We start from the raw sequence: 17,004 nt of genomic DNA on the forward strand, positions 1-17,004 counted from the left end.
ACCTTATGAACAAAAAGAAAAAAGTAGCCAAAAAGAAGGAAAGCTACTACTAACTAAAACATGAAAATCCGAGAAACGGATCTGTAGGACAGGACATTTTAACTTTGCAGAAATTAGGACATTTTAATCTTGCTATAACATTTGGTCCTCTAAGTCCTTGACAATATGATTAGCTAACTATATCATTTCTTTCTATGGAACTGAATTTGCAGGAGAAATATTTTAAGCGAAACTTCGCTTCCGGGGTGATCAACGGGATTTTCTTTAATCTGGCTTTAGCCTTTATCAGCGGCTCGACCATCCTTCCTCTTTTTGTGAGCCAACTGACTGACTCTAACGTGCTGATTGGACTCTCCTCAACCCTGGAGACCATTGGCTGGCTGTCCCCTCAGCTTTTCGTGGCAGGGGTGACTCTGTATCAGAAAAAGCAGTTTCCGCTTTATATCAAAACGGCTTACGTCAGAGTGCTTGCATTTTTAGGGCTGGTTCTCTCGGTTTTCCTTTTTGGGGCGAAAAATCCTTCACTTCTTCTTCCTCTTTTCTTTTTCTTCTTCGCGGTTTATTCGCTGGCAGGCGGCTTCTCCGGGGTTGCCTTTATGGATATCGTGGGGAAGACCATACCATTTAACAAGAGGGGGAGCTTTTTCGGGATGAGGATGTTCTTTGGAGGAGCTTTAGCCGCCCTGGCAGGGGTTCTGGTAAAACAGATTTTTGAGCATTATCGATTTCCCAACAATTTCGGGATTATCTTTTCCCTGGCTTTCTTTTCCATTCTCCTGGGGATACTGAGTTTGCTTTCCGTTAAGGAACCTCCATTAATTGAGTCTAAACCCAGAAAAAGCTTAAAGGAAAATCTTTTACAGGGAATAGAAATATTCAAACAACACCGGGAATTCAGGCTTCTTTATTTTGTTCAGATTGTAATCGGGGCTTATGTTTTAGGGTTGCCATTTTATGTAATCTATGCTGAGAGGTTCTTAAAAATCCCGCCTGAGCTGGTGGGCATATTTTTGACCTCTCAGATGATCGGGTTTGTATTATCGAACCTCTTCTGGGGTTATCTGAGCAATCGGGGGAAAAACAGGGAGGTATTGCTGATTACCGCAATTATATCTTCTTTCCCCCCGCTGATACTTTTTGCCTACCACTTCTTTAGGCTTCCGATATTTTTCTACTCCTCGATTTTTTTCTTTTTGGGCTCAATCAATTCGGGCTTGAACATAGGTTATATGAATTATCTTCTGGATATCTCGCCAGAGCCTGAAAGGCCTATCTACGTTGGTCTGCTACATACCCTGACCGCTCCGACAATATTTTTATCTGCAGTAGGAGGGATAATAATACAGGTAAGTTCTTTTACTTTCCTTTATATCCTGGTCCTTTTAATCTCTTTTGGGGGAATTTTCATTTCCTCCAAGCTGCAGCCTAAGTCATCAGCTTAATTGTATCTCAGATTCAGGATTGAGGAGATACCTTACTCGGCATGGTCGGGTTAATACTATTAAAAACCTATTTATATAGGCGCAGGATTAAAACCGGAGGATCTTGAAAATAAGATTTAGAGTCCCGCCAACTAAAAGACCTAAGATGAATAGAATCGCCACCAACTTCAAGCTGTTTTTTAAACCTAATTCTTTGCTCATTACGAAGAATGTGGAAATACAGGGCAGGTAAAGGACTAAAAATATACATGCTATGACCAGGGATTTCGGAGGCAAGTGGAGGGGCTGTAATAAAGCAATGGAAATATCCTTTCGTAAAAATCCGGTTATTAACACAAAAACAGTTTCAGGGGGAAGGCCGAGAATGAACAAGAGTGGCGCTCCCAATATTCTGCTTGCAAAACTGATTACCCCTGATAAATCCAAAAGACCAATAAGAAAAATGCCCAGGATGATGAGAGGGACGGCTGAGGTGATAAATGAGCTTAGCCGAAACCAGACTTTCTTAAAGAGAATAGAAAGTTTTGGAACCCGGTAAGGAGGGATTTCAATAAGCAACTCTGGAGCTTCCCCTTTCAGAAGCTTGTTTAAAAGAAAACTTGCAGTTATCCCAATTACGAAGAGCAAGCTAAAGATCAAAATAAGATAATTACCCCCATAAGGAGTAACTATGCTTACGATCATTGCAGTCTGAGGCATACAGGGAGCGATCATAAGAATTAGGGCAATGGCAATGATCTTTTCTCGCTGAGTTTCCAAAATCCTTGTGGACAGTAAGGCCGGGACTTTACACCCCAAACCTAAGATAACGGGAATTGAGGAATAGCCATGAAGTCCCAAGCGGTGGAACATGTTGTCCAGAAGCACGGCAAGTCGAGGAAGATAGCCCCAATCCTCTAAAAAACTTAATGCCAGGTAGAAGGAGAACAAATACGGGAGGACAACGACAAAGGGGATGTATAGCCCGGCAGTTAAGACTCCAAATGATCCTAAAGGATCAGGGGTTGTGCCTAAAAGTAAATTATGCAGGAATTTTCCTGGCAGAAGCGTCTCAACAGCTTTTGTAACCGCTACCAGGTAATAATTTTTGAAGAGGGGGTCCAAAAAAATGTTTATCAAACCCTCGCCGATGAGCCTCACTATTCTAAATGTCCCATATAAAATAAGAATTGCGCTGGGAATCCCGGTAAACGGTTTTACTGTTAAATCTCCTATTCGTTCCAGGAATGTATGGTGTCTATGTTTTACCACTTGAACTTTTTCCACAATTCTGCCGATCTCATGCCATCTCTCGGCATTCTCAAATTGATAGTCTCCTTTCCTTGCTTCCGGCAATGTCTCCACCAACTTCTTTATTCCTTCGCCGGTTATGGCTACGGTCGGGACAACCGGAACTCCAAGAATTCTCTGCAATTTTTCTACGTCAATGGAAACGCCGATGTGCCCTGCTTCATCCCACAAATTTAAAGCAACGATTATGGGGATATCCTTTTTAAGGAGCTGGAGGGTAAGATTCAGATTCCTTTCTAAATTAGTCGCATCAACAATATCTATAATAATGCTCTCTTTCTCCGGTATTGCCCTATGTAGCATCTCGACTGCAACCTTTTCCGCGGGAGAGTTAGGTTCAAGTGTATAGGTTCCGGGCACGTCGATGACCTCCACCACCTCATCCCCTAATTTCAAATGCCCCCGGGTGAATTCCACGGTTGTACCCGGATAATTGGAGGTGATCACTTTTACCCCGGTGAGTCGGGAGAAAATCACGCTTTTGCCTACATTGGGATTGCCCATTAAAAGTATCTGCTTCATGTCTCTTGTATCTTTACAATTATTTTCTTAGCCAGGCCATATCCCAAGGCGATCTGTGAATTATCTACTCTGAGGGTAACCGGGCCTCGCATGAGCTGGGAACTTACCTTGGTGACCCTTTTCCCTACCCTTATGCCTAAAGATTCGAGACGGCGATGCAAACCGTATCCTCCTTGAATCTCCATCACTAACCCGCTTTCTCCCTCCTTTAGTTGGGTTAAATCGATTTTTCCCATTTTATATTTTCTGAGGTAAAGGTTTTTTAAACTATCTACAATCTTTACAATAACCAAAAATCTGCACGGTATGGCTTATCTCTTGAAACCGGCTTTTTTGGCAGATCTTTGCCTGAAGTCTTTCAATCTTTTTATCCGAGAATTCAATCACCCTGCCGCATTTTATGCACACCAGATGGTCGTGATGGGTATGTCCGAAGGTATGTTCATAATGAATGTGGTCCTCACCTAAATATACTTTCCTGACCAGACCAGAGTCGACCAGAAGTCCCAGAGTCCGGTAAACCGTAGCTCGGGAAACATCCTTTTTGTCCTTCTTTAACCTTAAGAATATCTCGTCAGCCTCCAGATGACCGTCGATGGAAAAAACCTCATCCAGGATCAGCTTCCTTTCCTTAGTCAGGCTGAGGTTTTTGGTCTTAAGATATCTCTCGAAAATTTCAATCTCTTTTTTCATACTCGCCTGTTTGAGATTTAGTCTCAATCTAAACTTTCATACGCAAAAGTCAAGGGTTTAATTGGGAAATTCTGTCGAAAAAAGATATGGGTGGTGTGAAGGTAGGGGCACGGCATGCCGTGCCCCTACGGTTCATAGATAGACCAAAACAATGGAGGTTTGAAGACCTCGGCTACAAATACTATCTGTAAGTGCTGAGGAAGGCTTCAGCCTCCCATTCTTTCTTTGTAAGGGATACGCCATTATACCCTTACATCATCCCTCTCAATACTCTTTCCCTCCAGACAGCAATCCAGATGCCGATGAAGATTAGAATTCCCCCAATATAGAATGTGGATGTAGGTATCTCTTTAAGTATGAGATAAGCCCAGAGAGTAGCCCCTAAAGGCTCCCCTAAGATCGTCATCCCGACTAAATGGGCTTTGACATATTTTAGGATATAGTTATAAAGGGTGTGCCCGACAAGTGTAGGTATCAAAGCTAAGAGCAGGAAAAGGACAAAGTTTTTCCAAGATAAGGGCGAAAAATTAAGCCCGGCAAAAAGGCAGAAGATAAATATCACCAGGGTAGAAATGGAGTAGACCAGGAAAATATAAGGGAAAAGATTCAATTTTCTTCTGATCCCTCTTCCCAAGGTGAGATAAAGAGCCGCAAAAACTGCTCCGACCAGTGAAAGAATGTCTCCTTTGAGGTTTGCCTGACTGATTTTAATATCGCCCCCAGCAATGACGAAAGTCCCGAATAGTGCAATTAAGATAGCAGCAAATACCCAGATGTCGACTTTCTCCTTTAATATTAGAGGGGTGAACAAAGCTACGAATACCGGTTGGGTAGCCACAATCACCACAGAACTGGCGACAGAGGTATAGGCTAATGACGAAATCCAGGTTATGAAATGGAGACCCAGAAAAGAACCGGAGAGTACGCATAACAAAAGCTCTTTTCTGTTCAAGACCTTATAATCTGATATTCCTCTTTTTAAAAAAAATGGAAAAAGAATTATCGAAGCCAAACCCATCCTGTAAAAAGAGATTATGAAAGAGGGAGCAACAGCCAGCTTTATAAAAATCGAAGCCCAGGAAACCGAGGTAACGGCCAGAAGAAGAATCAGATAGTTTTTATACTGTTTTGGCAATGCCGTATCCCCATCCTCTAACTCGTCTTTTATGTGCATGTCGGGTCCCCTGACCCGACATAACTCTTCCGCCAGGTCAGGGGACCTGGCGGACACAGAGTATTTTTTGTATTTTGCTCCCGGCTACCTGCTACAAGCTCCCTGCTTCTTATATTTTTTCCAGATAATAATCGCTTTCCCCCAAACCTAACTTTTCTGCTGCTTTTATCTGAATCCGGGCATCCTTTTTATGCAGGGCACTCAAGATATCCTCACCCTTTTTTAATTTTATCCCATCAGCTTTGGACTGGGGCAAAGGAACTGCCTTTTCGATTAAGTCCATTGTAGCAGTCTCAATTGCCACTATATCATCCCCAATCAAAATCCCCTGGTCCTGAATCAAAGGGTTATCTGAAACTGCCATACAGTCACATTCTGGCTGAACGTCCAAGATGAAGTTGATATATAAAACTTTACCTGGTTCAAAGGTGTCTAAAACCGCTTTGGCAGACTCAGCTAAAGAAGCTAAGAAATTATCATGAGATATCGGGACAGACAAAGCTTTTTCCGGGCAGATCTTCACGCATCTGGCACATCTCCAGCACTTATCCTCATCCACTTCAAAAAAATCTTTCCTGACTGTAATCGCTTCTACTGGACAGTTATCTGAACAAATGGCACAATAGGTGCATAGTTCTTTATTCCAGGACATTATCTCAGTCATCTGAAAATGCATCTTTCCCCTTCCCCCTTCTTTCCAGGTATGATTACGGGTTTGAGGACAGACGCAACCCATGGCTAAATTCTTTATCGCTCCGGCTAAGGAAGAGTCTATATGACCTTTGATATGCGACAGGACCATCATCGATTTAGCATCATAAATGGCTGAGGGAATCGCAAGCTCCTTTAAGAACTTACCAGCTTTAACTGTAACTGAATCCAGTCCAAAAATGCCATCTGAAATTATCACCGGACACCCTAAAGAGAGCTGGTTATACCCCATCTCATTAGCCACTTCCAAATACTCATAAGGCTTAACCCTGGAGGAATCAGTAACAAAAGGACTGGCACCAACTTTTTTCAACTGCTCCGCAACTAAGCGTACGAAATTGGGCCTGATGGTATGATGACCACCCCTGTTTCCCAGGTGCATCTTGATCGGGACAAGCTCATCCTTTGAGAAATATTTTGTCAGGTTGATTCTTTCTAATCCTTTTTCCAGTTTTCCCGATAGACTGTATCTATAATCAAACTTTTCCACCCTGGAATCAATGAAATAAATCTTCTTTGCCATTTCCTCACCTCGGATGTAGATGTAGAGGAAGGCTTCAGCCTTCCATTTTGAATACGAAGACAATGGAGGTCTAAAGACCTCCGCTACATTTTAATTATCGCAACAGAACACTCGTCTTTCTTGTTTTTCAGCCTTTAGGCTTTAGACTATTGCCTTTAGCCTTTTAAAATAGACTAAATGACTTGGGCAACTGCAATCGCTTGACCCAAACCCTTTCACAACCACTTCACAATTTTTCTTCCTTAGAAGCTCTTTATTCAGATCACATTCAGCTACCATATTCTTGTGGTTTTGATTATACTGGATGACTTTCAAAATCTTACAATGCGGAAGCAAGTAATCGATGTGCCAGAAATTCTTCTTTTCCTTTCTCAGATGTCTATTTATCCTTCCTTCCAGACCATTCAGAGCGCTGCCGGTATATACGTAATGCCCTTCTGGAAAATCGTGTTCGCCTTTTTTACCGATCTTAATACGGGATTTTCTGTCCAGATAAAGGAGTAGCTGATAATTCCCTCTGGTCATCTTATCTTCTTAAGAGCTTGGTCCAAATCCTGGATAAGGTCGTCAGCATCCTCTATCCCACAGGATAAACGCAGCATCCCTTTAGTCACCCCTGATTTTTCAAGCACATCTTCATCCAGCCCGTAATGAGAGGAAAAAACCGGTATGGAGGCTAAGGATTCAACTCCACCTAAGGAGACTGCATTCTTAATGACCTTTAGATTGTCCAGAACCTTCAGAGTTGAACTCAAATCCTTTAATTCAAGAGTGACTACCCCTCCGAAACCCTTCATCTGTTTTTTTGCCAGATTATGCTGAGGATGGTCTTTTAAGCCGGGATAATAAATCTCTTTAATCTTAGGATGCTTTGAGAAATATTGAGCGATTCTCAGGGCATTCTGATTCTGTCTTTCGACTCTGAGGGGTAAAGTCTTTAACCCTCTTGCAAATAGATATGCGCCTAAGGGGTCTAAACATCCGCCTAAGAGCTTCATCACCTCAACTGCTTTAGAAATGAAATCTTTTTTGCCGATTACCACTCCGGCAATGAGATCGCTGTGCCCGGCTAAATACTTGGTTGCGCTGTGAATCACCACATCCACCCCAAATTCCAACGGTTTTTGATTGAAAGGGGTGGCAAAGGTATTGTCAATCACTGTGGTCAATCCAAACCTATGTGCGATCTTGACCCCTTTTTTTATGTCTACTATTCTCAGGTTAGGGTTAGTCGGGGTTTCCAGATATATGACTTCAGTTTTGAAATTAATGAAATCCTCAATCTTTTCTAAATCTTCTGCATCCACAAAATGAACTTTGATTCCCAGTTTAGGGAAAAGTTCTGTGAAAAGGCGGTAAGTGCCTCCATAGATGGGAGAGGTGCTGATGATCTCTTTTCCGGAGGAGACCAAAACCAGAAGCGCGGTGGAAATCGCCGCCATTCCGGAGGAGGTGACCAATGCTGCTTCGCCACCTTCCAGGGATGCCATTTTCTTTTCCACAAATTTCAATGTGGGGTTGGCATAGCGGGTATAAAAATAGAAGCTTTTATCCCCTTTAAGATATTTTTTCAGCTCGGCAGAATTCTTGAAGACAAAGGTAGAGCTTTGAAAGATAGGTTCAGACAACGCCCGAAGGGGAAACATCTCTTCTCCTAAATTTACAGCCAGGGTGGAGAATTTCTTATTATTTTTCAAGCTGACTCCTTTTCGCTTGATAGATTTCTAATGCCTTTATTCTCCGAACAGGGTTTTTAAATCCGAGCTGACGACTTCATGATTGATCTGTCCCGAATATTTTTTGACTATCCTGCCCTCTTTATCCAGGAGAAAACTTGTGGGCACACCTTTGAGGCCGCCGTAACTTTTTATCACCGATTCATCTCCCAAAAGAACAGTGTAGGGAATTTTCATCTGCTGCACGAATGAATCCACCTCCCCCAACCCTTTTTTATCCAGAGAGATGCCGATTATCTCCAGTCCGGAGTTTTTATATTCCCGGTTAAGTATTTCCAGGGTAGCGATATCCTCCTTGCAGGCAGGACACCAGGTCGCCCAGAAATTCAAAAGGACCACCTTTCCTCTGAATTCTTTAAGGGAGTGCATTTTCCCGCTCAGATCGGAGAGAGAAAAGTCGAAAGGCGGCGCGGGTGGGCTCTTCTCTGTCTTTTTTCCACAACCTAAAAGAAGGAGAAGCAAGATAAGAGATAGAAACTGAGTAGATTTCTGCAAAGACAAACTGACTCCTTTTTTGTTATTATAAGAAAGGAATTCTGAAGAAAATTGCAAGGGGAAAATAAGGAATTGCGCATTCAATTTCAGGATAAAGTGAGGATTCCAGTAAGCGCAATGACTAATGACTGATGATGAATGACAACTAACAGGATTCGAGGAGTCAAGGCATCAAGAGATCAAAACGACTTGGAACTTGTCCTCCTCTCCCTAAGGGAGAGGAGACATAGGTGAGGTCATTGTCTCGGTTTTGCCCATAACATTCCCACCTTGTGGGCAAAGTGGGGTACAGGGGGGTTATGTATTAGCAGAAAGTTCATTCTTGCGACCCTAAAAGGGTCGCACTACGATGGCTGGCAACAGGTCTTGCCACAAAAAAACTCGGGCGAGCAGTTCTTACTCGCCCGGAATCTTGCTCGTAGATCTGGAGAACTCTATGGGAGTTTAGGGCAGGGTTTGCACACGTCCCAGCAGTAGAACGGCGGTGGCTCGACAGCGCAGACGTGGTAGCAGCACAGGCGCGAGGCATCAGCCGGTTTTGGGGCGCTGAGCATGGCAAATCCCAGTGCCACTGTAAGAACTGCAAATACCAGGGCAAATGCCCTCATCTTTCTAAAAAACCTCATCTTGTATCACCTCCTTTTATTATCCTAGTGATTCTTAATCTAAGTTCTCTTCTGGATTCTCGTTTCCTCCTGGGCGAACAGTCTCCCTTGTTCGCCCAGGATCAGCTCAACCTACCGGATCAGAAATCTTAAGGGAAGGTCGGACACTTGCAGCACTGCTCCCAGCAGTAGATAGGTTCTTCCACTGTGCAGTACATGCACCAGCAGTCGCACCGGCTGGCATCTGCTGTTCTGGGAAGAGTTAGCACTGTAAATCCTGACACCAGGGCCAATAGCGCGAAGAGGAGCGCAAAGAAGCTCAGCCTTCTGAGAAGCTTCATCCGATATCACCTCCTTGTGACTCTGGAAGTTTAATCCGCCCTTCGATGGGCGAAGGGATTTTTCTCAGAGAATATTCCGCTCCTCATTTCGACTTCACAAGCTCATTTGTAGCAAACGACCTGGCACTCGTAAACCGGATCAAACTTGCAGATTAATAGACACCTTTTGGCTGAAGCGCTCACGTAGAGTGAACCCCAGATAACCACTGCCAGCGCAAATACCAGCACCGCTACTTTAATCTTTCTGAATAATTTCATCTATCTCACCTCCTTTCCTTTCTTGGGTTTGAAGAATCACGAGATCATCGACTCGATCTCTTTTCTATAATTTTCCGGAAGAGGCCCGGGCCATACTTTCTGAACCGTGCCGCTGGTATCGATCAGCATTGTTTGAGGAACTACCTCCACCTTATATTTGTCTAAAAGCGAAAGGTCAGAAACGATTATAACTGGAAACGTCAATTGGAACTTCTTTACAAACTCCTCTGTCTTGTCCCTGTCAGAATTTGTGGCACCGAAGATTCTCAACTTTTCGGAGCTGTGATTTTGATAAAGTTTTTTCCAGAACTCCAGGTTTTCCTCGCAGGCAGGACAATCCGGGGAGAAGAAGAAAAGGACTGTTTTTTTAGATGAAGGATAGGTTAATTTGAACTCCTCTCCTTTCAGATCAACTCCCACCAGGGAAGGGACTTTTTCCTCCGGGCTAAGGATTTTAACGGGGCCCCTGGAATGGGAAAGGGCTTCCCGGAGCTTCTTATTTTCCTGCACCAGGAACAAAATCTCCACACCCATCACCACCACTAAAACGATAAGGATTATTGACCAAAGCTGGGTCCTAAGAAAACCGGATTTTTCGGACATCTTTGCTCACTCCGTCCATTTTTTTTTGAGAGGCAGATTTTAAAGAGAAAGGTAAAAAAGATCACCCCTGGATAAAATCATTTATCCGGTGAATCGATTTCCTCACCTCTCTTTCTCCAACCTGGAAAAAGTTAATTTCCGAAGTCCTGGATTCATTGATTGTCAAAGAAAAGAGTTTTACTTATGACAAAGACAGAAATTGAGAAAAATCAAGCTATTTTCCTAAGTTAATCAAATCGGTGTGAAACTATTCTATCTATTTTCATACCGATTGTCAAGAAAAAAATAGAAAATCTGGGCCCATTAACATATGTAGTGGATTGATTTTGTCTCTATGATGGCGTACGTCTGAGAATCTATGAGACTCGGCTTAAAAAAGATGTTTCACAAGACTTTTATTGCAAATCCATGAGTCAGCAGACCCAGGTTGCCCTCAACCTGGGTCCATATCCCGCCTTGAGGGCAAGGCGGGTCTACTGATACCGACCACTTTCTCATGTGTAGGCAGAGTAACCTCGCCCTTAAAACAAACGCCCGATCCTATGGATCCATTTTTGGACACTAAGGTCGGGCGCTACGAAAAAAAATGTTCCTACTGGCTCCAGTCGTGTTTTTGAATCAGATTTTCAGCACCCCGTCTTTCATAATAATCTGCCCGTCCACCTCTAACGTAGGTTTCAGCAGGATTCCGTCTAAATGGCTCTGGACTGATACCTGCCCACCCATTGACTTGTTATCACCGATAGCCATGTGAACTGTTCCCATCACCTTTTCATCTTCCAAGACATTTCCTATTATCTTGGCTTTATCGTTGGTGCCAATTCCCAATTCTGCCAAGTTTCTGGCTGGCTTGCCAAAAGGCGCAATCGCCTTCTCCAAATCTTTGGCCGATTTGTCTCCTGAGATCTCGGTTGCAAATCCATCCTTAACCACTAATTTCAGAGGCTTTTTGATTACCCCTACTCCAGCCATAGCGCCATCCACGATGATTACGCCGTTGGCAGTCCCCTCTAAGGGTGCAATATAGGTCTCACCCGCAGGCAGGTTTCCGAAATCGCCCGGCTTATGATAAAGTCCGGTATCCGGCTCCCATTCTCTTCCCTCTATGCTCATACTGATATCAGTTCCCGAAGGAGTCTTTACTCTGGCGGTCTTTTTGCCGGATAAAACTTTGGCTAACTTCAAGCTCCTCTCAGAGACTTTGTTGTAGTCTGCGCTTAAGGTCCTTTTCATCGAATCCTCAGTAATTCCGGGAAGCGTAGCAATTCTTGCACCGGCCTTACAGGCTTCTCTGCGCGCTGCTGTATGAGTCATAGACTTTGAAGTGGGGATTAAAATCACATCGAACTTTTTCATAAACTCAGCCACCATAGGGGGAGGTTCCTCGCCATTGGAAGAGCGGGGCGTGATCTCTAAAAGCATAGCCTCTCCTGCAATCTCCTTAGCCGCTTTCCACAAAGCCTGGCCGATTTTTCTCAAAGGCTCATCTGTAATGATTAATACGTTCTCGCCTTTTTTAACCCCCATACAATTGTACACCGCAATTCTTGCGGATTTCATAAGATCATCCATCTATTCTCCTTAGATTGTGATTTTCGCGATACAAAACTTTTTCAATATAGGGTCGATTTTCGATTTGTCCACAACTTTTTTAAGAGTAAGCAATACATCCCTTTTTTGTAGAGACGCATAGCCATGCGTCTCTACGTCTCAAATAAACTCCCTCATCATTGCGGTTATATCTATATTCTCGATCTTCTGTTCCGCCAAAGGAATATTCTTTATCTGAGGCAGGTAATCCTCGTAAAGATTCCTGGTCTCTTTATAAAGGACTCCTATAGGTATTTTATCACCCCATTCAAAAGCTTTTTCTAAAGCTTGCATTTTGTTTTCAGGGTTGTAATCTTTTGAGTCTTCTAACTTGTAAACTCTTTTCTTATACCATTTATAGGTATTTTTGTAATTGAAACTCACGCAAGGCTGAAGGATGTCAACTAATGCAAACCCACGATGTTTTATGGCCTGAACTATAAGCTTTTTCAGATGGTCCAGCTCGCCTACGAATCCACGCGAGACAAAAGTTGCACCTCCTGCAATGGCAAGCTCCAGAGGTTTGACCGGTTCCTCGATTGCACCCTCCGGCGCAGATTTGGTGGAGAAACCTTTGTCGGAAGTTGGGGAATACTGCCCTTTGGTCAATCCGTAGATCTGGTTATCGTGCACGATATAGGTCATATCGATATTTCTTCTTAAGGCGTGCATAAAATGGCACATCCCGATGCCGTACCCATCCCCATCCCCGCTGTGTCCGATAACAGTCAGTTTATGATTGGAAAGTTTTATCCCGGTTGCCACAGGCAGTACCCTACCGTGAATCCCCTCGAAACTATATACATTGACGTACTGGGGCGTTTTGCCAGAACAGCCGATCCCTGAAACAATGCAGGTGTTGTGCCTTCCCAAACCTGCCTCCGAAATAGCGGCTTTGACCGCTGTCAATATCCCGAAATTCCCGCATCCTGGACACCACTGGATTTTGGATCTGGTTTTTAGTTCTAAAGGGGTAGTCATCTTAATAGCCTCCTCTTGCCGATATCCTTGGAATGTAAACCTTCAGGTTTACCATATTGTAGTTGCCCAATTCATTGGGCAAATCTTAGCTCGATAAATCGAGCAACTACGTCTCTGCTCATAGGCGGATATTATCATCCGCCGATCCACGCTGGATGATAACATCCAGCGTGAGCCAAAAAAAAGTAAAGCTGAAGCTTTACACTCCAGTTATTTTATCTCCCTTTTACAATGATGACACTTCTTTGTACCTGCAACAATTGGCTTTCCGCAGAACTTGCAGGTGTAAAATTCCTTAGAAAGCTTGAGCCACTCATCCATCTCACCCGCTTTGATCATCGTCAAATTCTTCCTCAAATCTACACCATCCTCTTCCAGATAATTTTTCAAAAACTCCTCGAATTTCTGGCAGTTTCTATTCTCGTAATCTGAACATTCATGACAGAATTTATATCCCTTCCCATTCAGACATTTCACAAACTTGCACTCATTTCCCCAGCAATCAGGAGAAAGCGCACCACACCCCTGGCATCTTACCTTCTCCGCTGGAATTTTATAGCGCTCAGAAATCCGCCCTCTCCATTCCGGGTCATCCCTCTCCGCCCGGTATATCGTGCACGCCCCGCAATAAAGCCCACACCTGCCGACAAGGTTTTGGTTAGTCATAATTAGCTCTTTTTCTCAGTACAACACCTACCTCTGTTTATGTACTCAAACTTTAACTAAACGTCAAATTTAATCAAAACGCTCCCTGTACTAAACCGAGATGATTGATGACTTCCATGGCCACTTGAAGATTATCACTTACTTTCTGGACTTCCTTTACCTGCCAAAAAGCAATGGCACGTCGGAACTCTTCTGGAAGACCTTCAGATTCATTCTTAATCTTCTCTAGTTGCGATTCATCAGAAACAGCAATCACCTTTTGCACTGTAGGACTACTTTTAGCTTTCTGGAGATTTAACAAGAGGCTATCTATATTACCTGATTTGTGTACCTCAAAGACATAGGTCACAAGACCAAGGTTTGTAATTCTGGCACGCCAGACCACATCTACTCTTGCACCATGACCTACTTGAATTTCCGTATCGGTATCAAAACCTAACATTGCACCGATACTTTGAATTAAGTCCCGTATTTCATCGTGGTCGAATGTTTCCAATGTTTCTGGTTTTAATGGTTGTTCAGGTTCAATTTGACTAACTTCATACAAGAAGTAATCAACGAAAAGCAGGTCTACGTTCTTAAATTGTGCTACCTTGAGCTCTTCAGAAATAGCTTGGAGAACTTGATTGAAAGTTTCATACTCGATAGCAGAAAGGCGATATTTGTCAGGATCTACGTAGCTATCGAGTTCTAAAATCCGTAATGCCTGCCTAGCTTTCTTATTCCAGATACCACAGACCTGGGGTTGAATATAACAGAGCATTTCGGTCAGTGAGGCTGGACCAAGCCTTTTAATTTCTGTGAGAAAGCGATCATAGCGAGCAGCTACTGAGGTAGAAGTATTGAGTAGAAGTTTTAATTCATGCCTGAGCTTTTCTATACCATTATCTGAGATAACTTTCTGGACAAGGTATTGTTTGTTACCCCACATTTGGCTTGCCCACAGCTTCACAACGAGTTCATCTATATCAGTCTCTGAGAGTTCATTTACTTTTTTCGGTAAATCATATTGGAAATAAGCTACACGTTCCTTACGATCTTCTTGGTCTTTACGAAATTGCTCGCCTTCTAGATACTTAACAAAAGGTTTCAGGTAGATTTTAATTTTTTCTTTTTGATCTGATGTTAAGGTGATAGTTTTCATTGAAATACCATCCTTATTTTACTGAATTGTTCTTAAGCTCTTATAAATAAAATTCGGATAAAACGGCCTGCCGTCATATTTCAGGATTTTGTGCTGGATTTCTATTCCGGTTTTTTCTCTTATCAGGCTTGCCAGTTGAGCTGTGTAGTTGTTTTCGACATCGACAACAGTTTTGGCGGAAGACAAGATTTTCTTGACCTCATCAGCAGGAAACGGAGAAAGATACAGGATCTGCAGGAAATTCACCTTCACCCCGTCTTTTTCCAAAAGCTTCATCGCCTCAAAGATTGGTCCTTTGGTCGAGCCCCAGGAGACTAAAGTTATATCTGCATCTTGAGGACCATAAAGCTTAGGAGGTTTTATCTCTTTTTCAATGAAACTAAGTTTTCTCATCCTCTTTTCCAGCATCATCTTCGCTGTTTCGGGCGTCATCAGCGCATCAGATGCTTCGTGCGAAAAACCTGCTTCATCATGCTCGGTGCTGGGTGCGCAGTGAACACCGTTCAACTGCCCGGGCAGGGCACGAGGAGAAATTCCATCTTCCGTATTCAGATACCTTTTGTAATCCGAAATTTTATTCAGCTCCTCCTGAGAGAGAAGTTTTCCTCTTTCGATCTTCAGATTCGATTGGTCGAAAAGCTCAGTGGTCTTGTAATCTTCAGCTAAGAATTTATCGACCAGAATCAAAACCGGAACCTGAAACTTCTCAGCTAAATTGAAAGCGTTGAAAGTTTCGTAAAAACATTCCTCCTTGTCACCAGGGGCGATGACGATTCTAATGAACTCTCCCTGTCCTGCGGAAAGAAGGAATTTCAGATCACCCTGAGCTGTGTGTGTGGGCTGGCCGGTGCTTGGTCCGGGCCTTTGCCCTTCGACTGTTACAATCGGAGTCTCGGTCATCGCAGCCAGACCTAAGGCTTCAACCATCAAAGAAAACCCTCCACCAGACGTGGCATTCATTGCCCTTACACCGGCGAAATTTGCTCCGATTATCATATTCATTGCTGCAATTTCATCTTCAGTCTGCTTGACCACTATGTTGAATTCCTTTGCTTTTTCAGCCATAGTGTGCAGAATCGCAGAGACCGGGGTCATTGGATAAGCCGCGTAAAATTTGCACCCGGCTTTTATGGCGCCCATAGCAATGGCATCATTCCCGGTTAAAAGCATCCTTTCAGGTGCTTTTCTCGGTTCCAATTTATAACCACATTCCTGGCAGATATTCTGTTTGACATAATCATAACCCATCCTGGCGGCCTTAACGTTTTGCTCAACAATCCCGCCTTTTTTCTTTCCAAACGAATCCCGGATTGCTACCTCTAAAAACCCGAAATCATAGTCCAGTATTGCCGTAGAGGCGCCAACGACTACAGTATTTCTCAAAAGCAGCTCAGCACCTAACTCCCTAATTATCTTGGTCAGAGGGACAGAATATAAGACTATATCGTCTCTTTTAAGATTTTCCCTGGTAATATTGATCTGCTCCCCGTCATAGATAATTCCGCCACCAGGCACGATTTCATTTAGATGTAAATCGATAGTCTCCTGGTTCAGAGCCACCAGAAGATCGACTGTCTCCAGATGAGAATAAATCTCCTCTTCATCCACTCTTACCAGAGAGATATTGTGTCCACCTTTGATCAAAGAAGGAAATTCGCTATTGATAAAGACATGCAAACCTCCTCTGGAACAGGCTTTAGCAAAAGTGGTTCCCGCGGCCATAATTCCGTAACCGGCTTCACCGCCTATCATCCAGGAGATTTTGTTCTTGATCATCTCTTCCTCCTCTAATAAAGGAGCTGGTTAGTCTCTAAATTTCTTATGTGAATCACATTGACCGGGCATTCGTCTGCTGCCTTTTCATTGCAGGGGAAGTCTTTCTCCTCGATCTCTAAATATTCCCATCCAGGTTCAGGCTCAGTTGAACCTTTGACATCTGACTTGTCATCCGGACCCATCTCCCAGAACTCCGGGCAGACATAAGTGCAGTTCCTGCAGCCGATGCAGTTCTCCCGGTCATGCTCGATTCGGTATTTTGGCATAAATCCTCTTTAACGTAGTTGCCCACTTCATTGGGAATTTAGCTCGATGAATCGAGTAACCACAACTCAGTAGAGACGCATAGCATGCGTCTCTGTCTTCTCTTTATCCTTCCCTTGATGAAAGGAACAAGGGGAGGGTGATTTTTTTTACCCTCTCCCTAACCCTCTCCCACAGGGGGAGAGGGAAC

At 43.4% G+C, this 17,004-nt stretch carries 17 protein-coding genes; 1 reads left to right on the forward strand and 16 read right to left on the reverse strand.

The window, feature by feature from the left end; genetic code table 11:
* Positions 1-194: 194 nt before the first annotated feature.
* Positions 195-1,442 carry an MFS transporter gene (locus tag MUP17_06375; GenBank protein MCJ7458597.1) on the forward strand — a complete coding sequence of 416 codons (1,248 nt, stop codon included), beginning with the start codon at positions 195-197 and terminating at the stop codon, positions 1,440-1,442.
* A gap of 87 nt (positions 1,443-1,529) precedes the next feature.
* Here the strand turns inward: MUP17_06375 and MUP17_06380 are convergent, their stop codons facing one another.
* The 16 genes from MUP17_06380 to MUP17_06455 form a co-directional block, all read right to left on the reverse strand.
* A complete protein-coding gene (locus MUP17_06380) occupies positions 1,530-3,254 on the reverse strand; it encodes a ferrous iron transporter B (GenBank protein ID MCJ7458598.1) in 1,725 nt (574 codons plus the stop codon).
* The gene (locus tag MUP17_06385) at positions 3,251-3,490 is read right to left on the reverse strand and encodes a ferrous iron transport protein A (protein ID MCJ7458599.1); all 240 of its coding nucleotides are present in this window, start codon (positions 3,488-3,490) and stop codon (positions 3,251-3,253) included. Before MUP17_06385 ends, MUP17_06380 begins: the two co-directional genes overlap by 4 nt.
* Before the next feature lie 31 nt (positions 3,491-3,521).
* On the reverse strand, positions 3,522-3,947 hold the full coding sequence (locus tag MUP17_06390; GenBank protein MCJ7458600.1) for a transcriptional repressor: 426 nt from the start codon (positions 3,945-3,947) through the stop codon (positions 3,522-3,524).
* 250 nt (positions 3,948-4,197) lie between these two features.
* Positions 4,198-5,121: a DMT family transporter gene (locus tag MUP17_06395; GenBank protein MCJ7458601.1), complete on the reverse strand. Its 924-nt coding sequence runs from the start codon at positions 5,119-5,121 to the stop codon at positions 4,198-4,200.
* Between the two features lie 109 nt (positions 5,122-5,230).
* Entirely contained in the window at positions 5,231-6,355 is a 1,125-nt protein-coding gene (locus MUP17_06400) for a DUF362 domain-containing protein (GenBank protein MCJ7458602.1), read from the reverse strand.
* 141 nt (positions 6,356-6,496) lie between these two features.
* Complete coding sequence (locus tag MUP17_06405; protein MCJ7458603.1) at positions 6,497-6,880, reverse strand: GIY-YIG nuclease family protein; 384 nt, start codon at positions 6,878-6,880, stop codon at positions 6,497-6,499.
* Positions 6,877-8,052, reverse strand: coding sequence for an aminotransferase class I/II-fold pyridoxal phosphate-dependent enzyme (locus tag MUP17_06410; GenBank protein MCJ7458604.1), 1,176 nt, complete (start codon positions 8,050-8,052; stop codon positions 6,877-6,879). The genes MUP17_06405 and MUP17_06410 overlap by 4 nt, the downstream gene beginning before the upstream one ends.
* A gap of 36 nt (positions 8,053-8,088) precedes the next feature.
* Positions 8,089-8,592: a TlpA family protein disulfide reductase gene (locus MUP17_06415; protein MCJ7458605.1), complete on the reverse strand. Its 504-nt coding sequence runs from the start codon at positions 8,590-8,592 to the stop codon at positions 8,089-8,091.
* A 1,042-nt stretch (positions 8,593-9,634) separates the two neighbouring features.
* On the reverse strand, positions 9,635-9,790 hold the full coding sequence (locus MUP17_06420; GenBank protein MCJ7458606.1) for a hypothetical protein: 156 nt from the start codon (positions 9,788-9,790) through the stop codon (positions 9,635-9,637).
* A gap of 36 nt (positions 9,791-9,826) precedes the next feature.
* Positions 9,827-10,393: a TlpA family protein disulfide reductase gene (locus MUP17_06425; GenBank protein ID MCJ7458607.1), complete on the reverse strand. Its 567-nt coding sequence runs from the start codon at positions 10,391-10,393 to the stop codon at positions 9,827-9,829.
* Between the two features lie 618 nt (positions 10,394-11,011).
* Positions 11,012-11,965, reverse strand: coding sequence for an aminopeptidase (locus MUP17_06430; protein ID MCJ7458608.1), 954 nt, complete (start codon positions 11,963-11,965; stop codon positions 11,012-11,014).
* Positions 11,966-12,103: 138 nt separating this feature from the next.
* Entirely contained in the window at positions 12,104-12,964 is an 861-nt protein-coding gene (locus MUP17_06435) for a 2-oxoacid:ferredoxin oxidoreductase subunit beta (protein ID MCJ7458609.1), read from the reverse strand.
* 210 nt (positions 12,965-13,174) lie between these two features.
* The gene (locus MUP17_06440) at positions 13,175-13,630 is read right to left on the reverse strand and encodes a DUF3795 domain-containing protein (GenBank protein ID MCJ7458610.1); all 456 of its coding nucleotides are present in this window, start codon (positions 13,628-13,630) and stop codon (positions 13,175-13,177) included.
* A 73-nt stretch (positions 13,631-13,703) separates the two neighbouring features.
* Complete coding sequence (locus tag MUP17_06445; GenBank protein MCJ7458611.1) at positions 13,704-14,774, reverse strand: hypothetical protein; 1,071 nt, start codon at positions 14,772-14,774, stop codon at positions 13,704-13,706.
* An 18-nt stretch (positions 14,775-14,792) separates the two neighbouring features.
* Complete coding sequence (locus tag MUP17_06450; protein ID MCJ7458612.1) at positions 14,793-16,550, reverse strand: 2-oxoacid:acceptor oxidoreductase subunit alpha; 1,758 nt, start codon at positions 16,548-16,550, stop codon at positions 14,793-14,795.
* Positions 16,551-16,561: 11 nt separating this feature from the next.
* Entirely contained in the window at positions 16,562-16,816 is a 255-nt protein-coding gene (locus MUP17_06455; GenBank protein ID MCJ7458613.1) for a ferredoxin, read from the reverse strand.
* Between the last annotated feature and the right edge of the window lie 188 nt (positions 16,817-17,004).

Source organism: Candidatus Zixiibacteriota bacterium (genome assembly GCA_022865345.1).
In the GTDB taxonomy this organism is placed as follows: domain Bacteria; phylum Zixibacteria; class MSB-5A5; order MSB-5A5; family RBG-16-43-9; genus RBG-16-43-9.

Excerpts from the sequence above, each read along its gene's own strand:
- MUP17_06395 (MCJ7458601.1), bottom strand. The coding sequence starts at position 5,121 with ATGCACATAAAAGACGAGTTAGAGGATGGGGATACGGCATTGCCAAAA.
- MUP17_06450 (MCJ7458612.1), bottom strand. The coding sequence starts at position 16,550 with ATGATCAAGAACAAAATCTCCTGGATGATAGGCGGTGAAGCCGGTTAC.
- MUP17_06405 (MCJ7458603.1), bottom strand. The coding sequence starts at position 6,880 with ATGACCAGAGGGAATTATCAGCTACTCCTTTATCTGGACAGAAAATCC.
- MUP17_06375 (MCJ7458597.1), top strand. The coding sequence starts at position 195 with ATGGAACTGAATTTGCAGGAGAAATATTTTAAGCGAAACTTCGCTTCC.
- MUP17_06430 (MCJ7458608.1), bottom strand. The coding sequence starts at position 11,965 with ATGGATGATCTTATGAAATCCGCAAGAATTGCGGTGTACAATTGTATG.
- MUP17_06435 (MCJ7458609.1), bottom strand. The coding sequence starts at position 12,964 with ATGACTACCCCTTTAGAACTAAAAACCAGATCCAAAATCCAGTGGTGT.
- MUP17_06380 (MCJ7458598.1), bottom strand. The coding sequence starts at position 3,254 with ATGAAGCAGATACTTTTAATGGGCAATCCCAATGTAGGCAAAAGCGTG.
- MUP17_06385 (MCJ7458599.1), bottom strand. The coding sequence starts at position 3,490 with ATGGGAAAAATCGATTTAACCCAACTAAAGGAGGGAGAAAGCGGGTTA.
- MUP17_06455 (MCJ7458613.1), bottom strand. The coding sequence starts at position 16,816 with ATGCCAAAATACCGAATCGAGCATGACCGGGAGAACTGCATCGGCTGC.
- MUP17_06400 (MCJ7458602.1), bottom strand. The coding sequence starts at position 6,355 with ATGGCAAAGAAGATTTATTTCATTGATTCCAGGGTGGAAAAGTTTGAT.
- MUP17_06445 (MCJ7458611.1), bottom strand. The coding sequence starts at position 14,774 with ATGAAAACTATCACCTTAACATCAGATCAAAAAGAAAAAATTAAAATC.
- MUP17_06390 (MCJ7458600.1), bottom strand. The coding sequence starts at position 3,947 with ATGAAAAAAGAGATTGAAATTTTCGAGAGATATCTTAAGACCAAAAAC.
- MUP17_06420 (MCJ7458606.1), bottom strand. The coding sequence starts at position 9,790 with ATGAAATTATTCAGAAAGATTAAAGTAGCGGTGCTGGTATTTGCGCTG.
- MUP17_06440 (MCJ7458610.1), bottom strand. The coding sequence starts at position 13,630 with ATGACTAACCAAAACCTTGTCGGCAGGTGTGGGCTTTATTGCGGGGCG.
- MUP17_06425 (MCJ7458607.1), bottom strand. The coding sequence starts at position 10,393 with ATGTCCGAAAAATCCGGTTTTCTTAGGACCCAGCTTTGGTCAATAATC.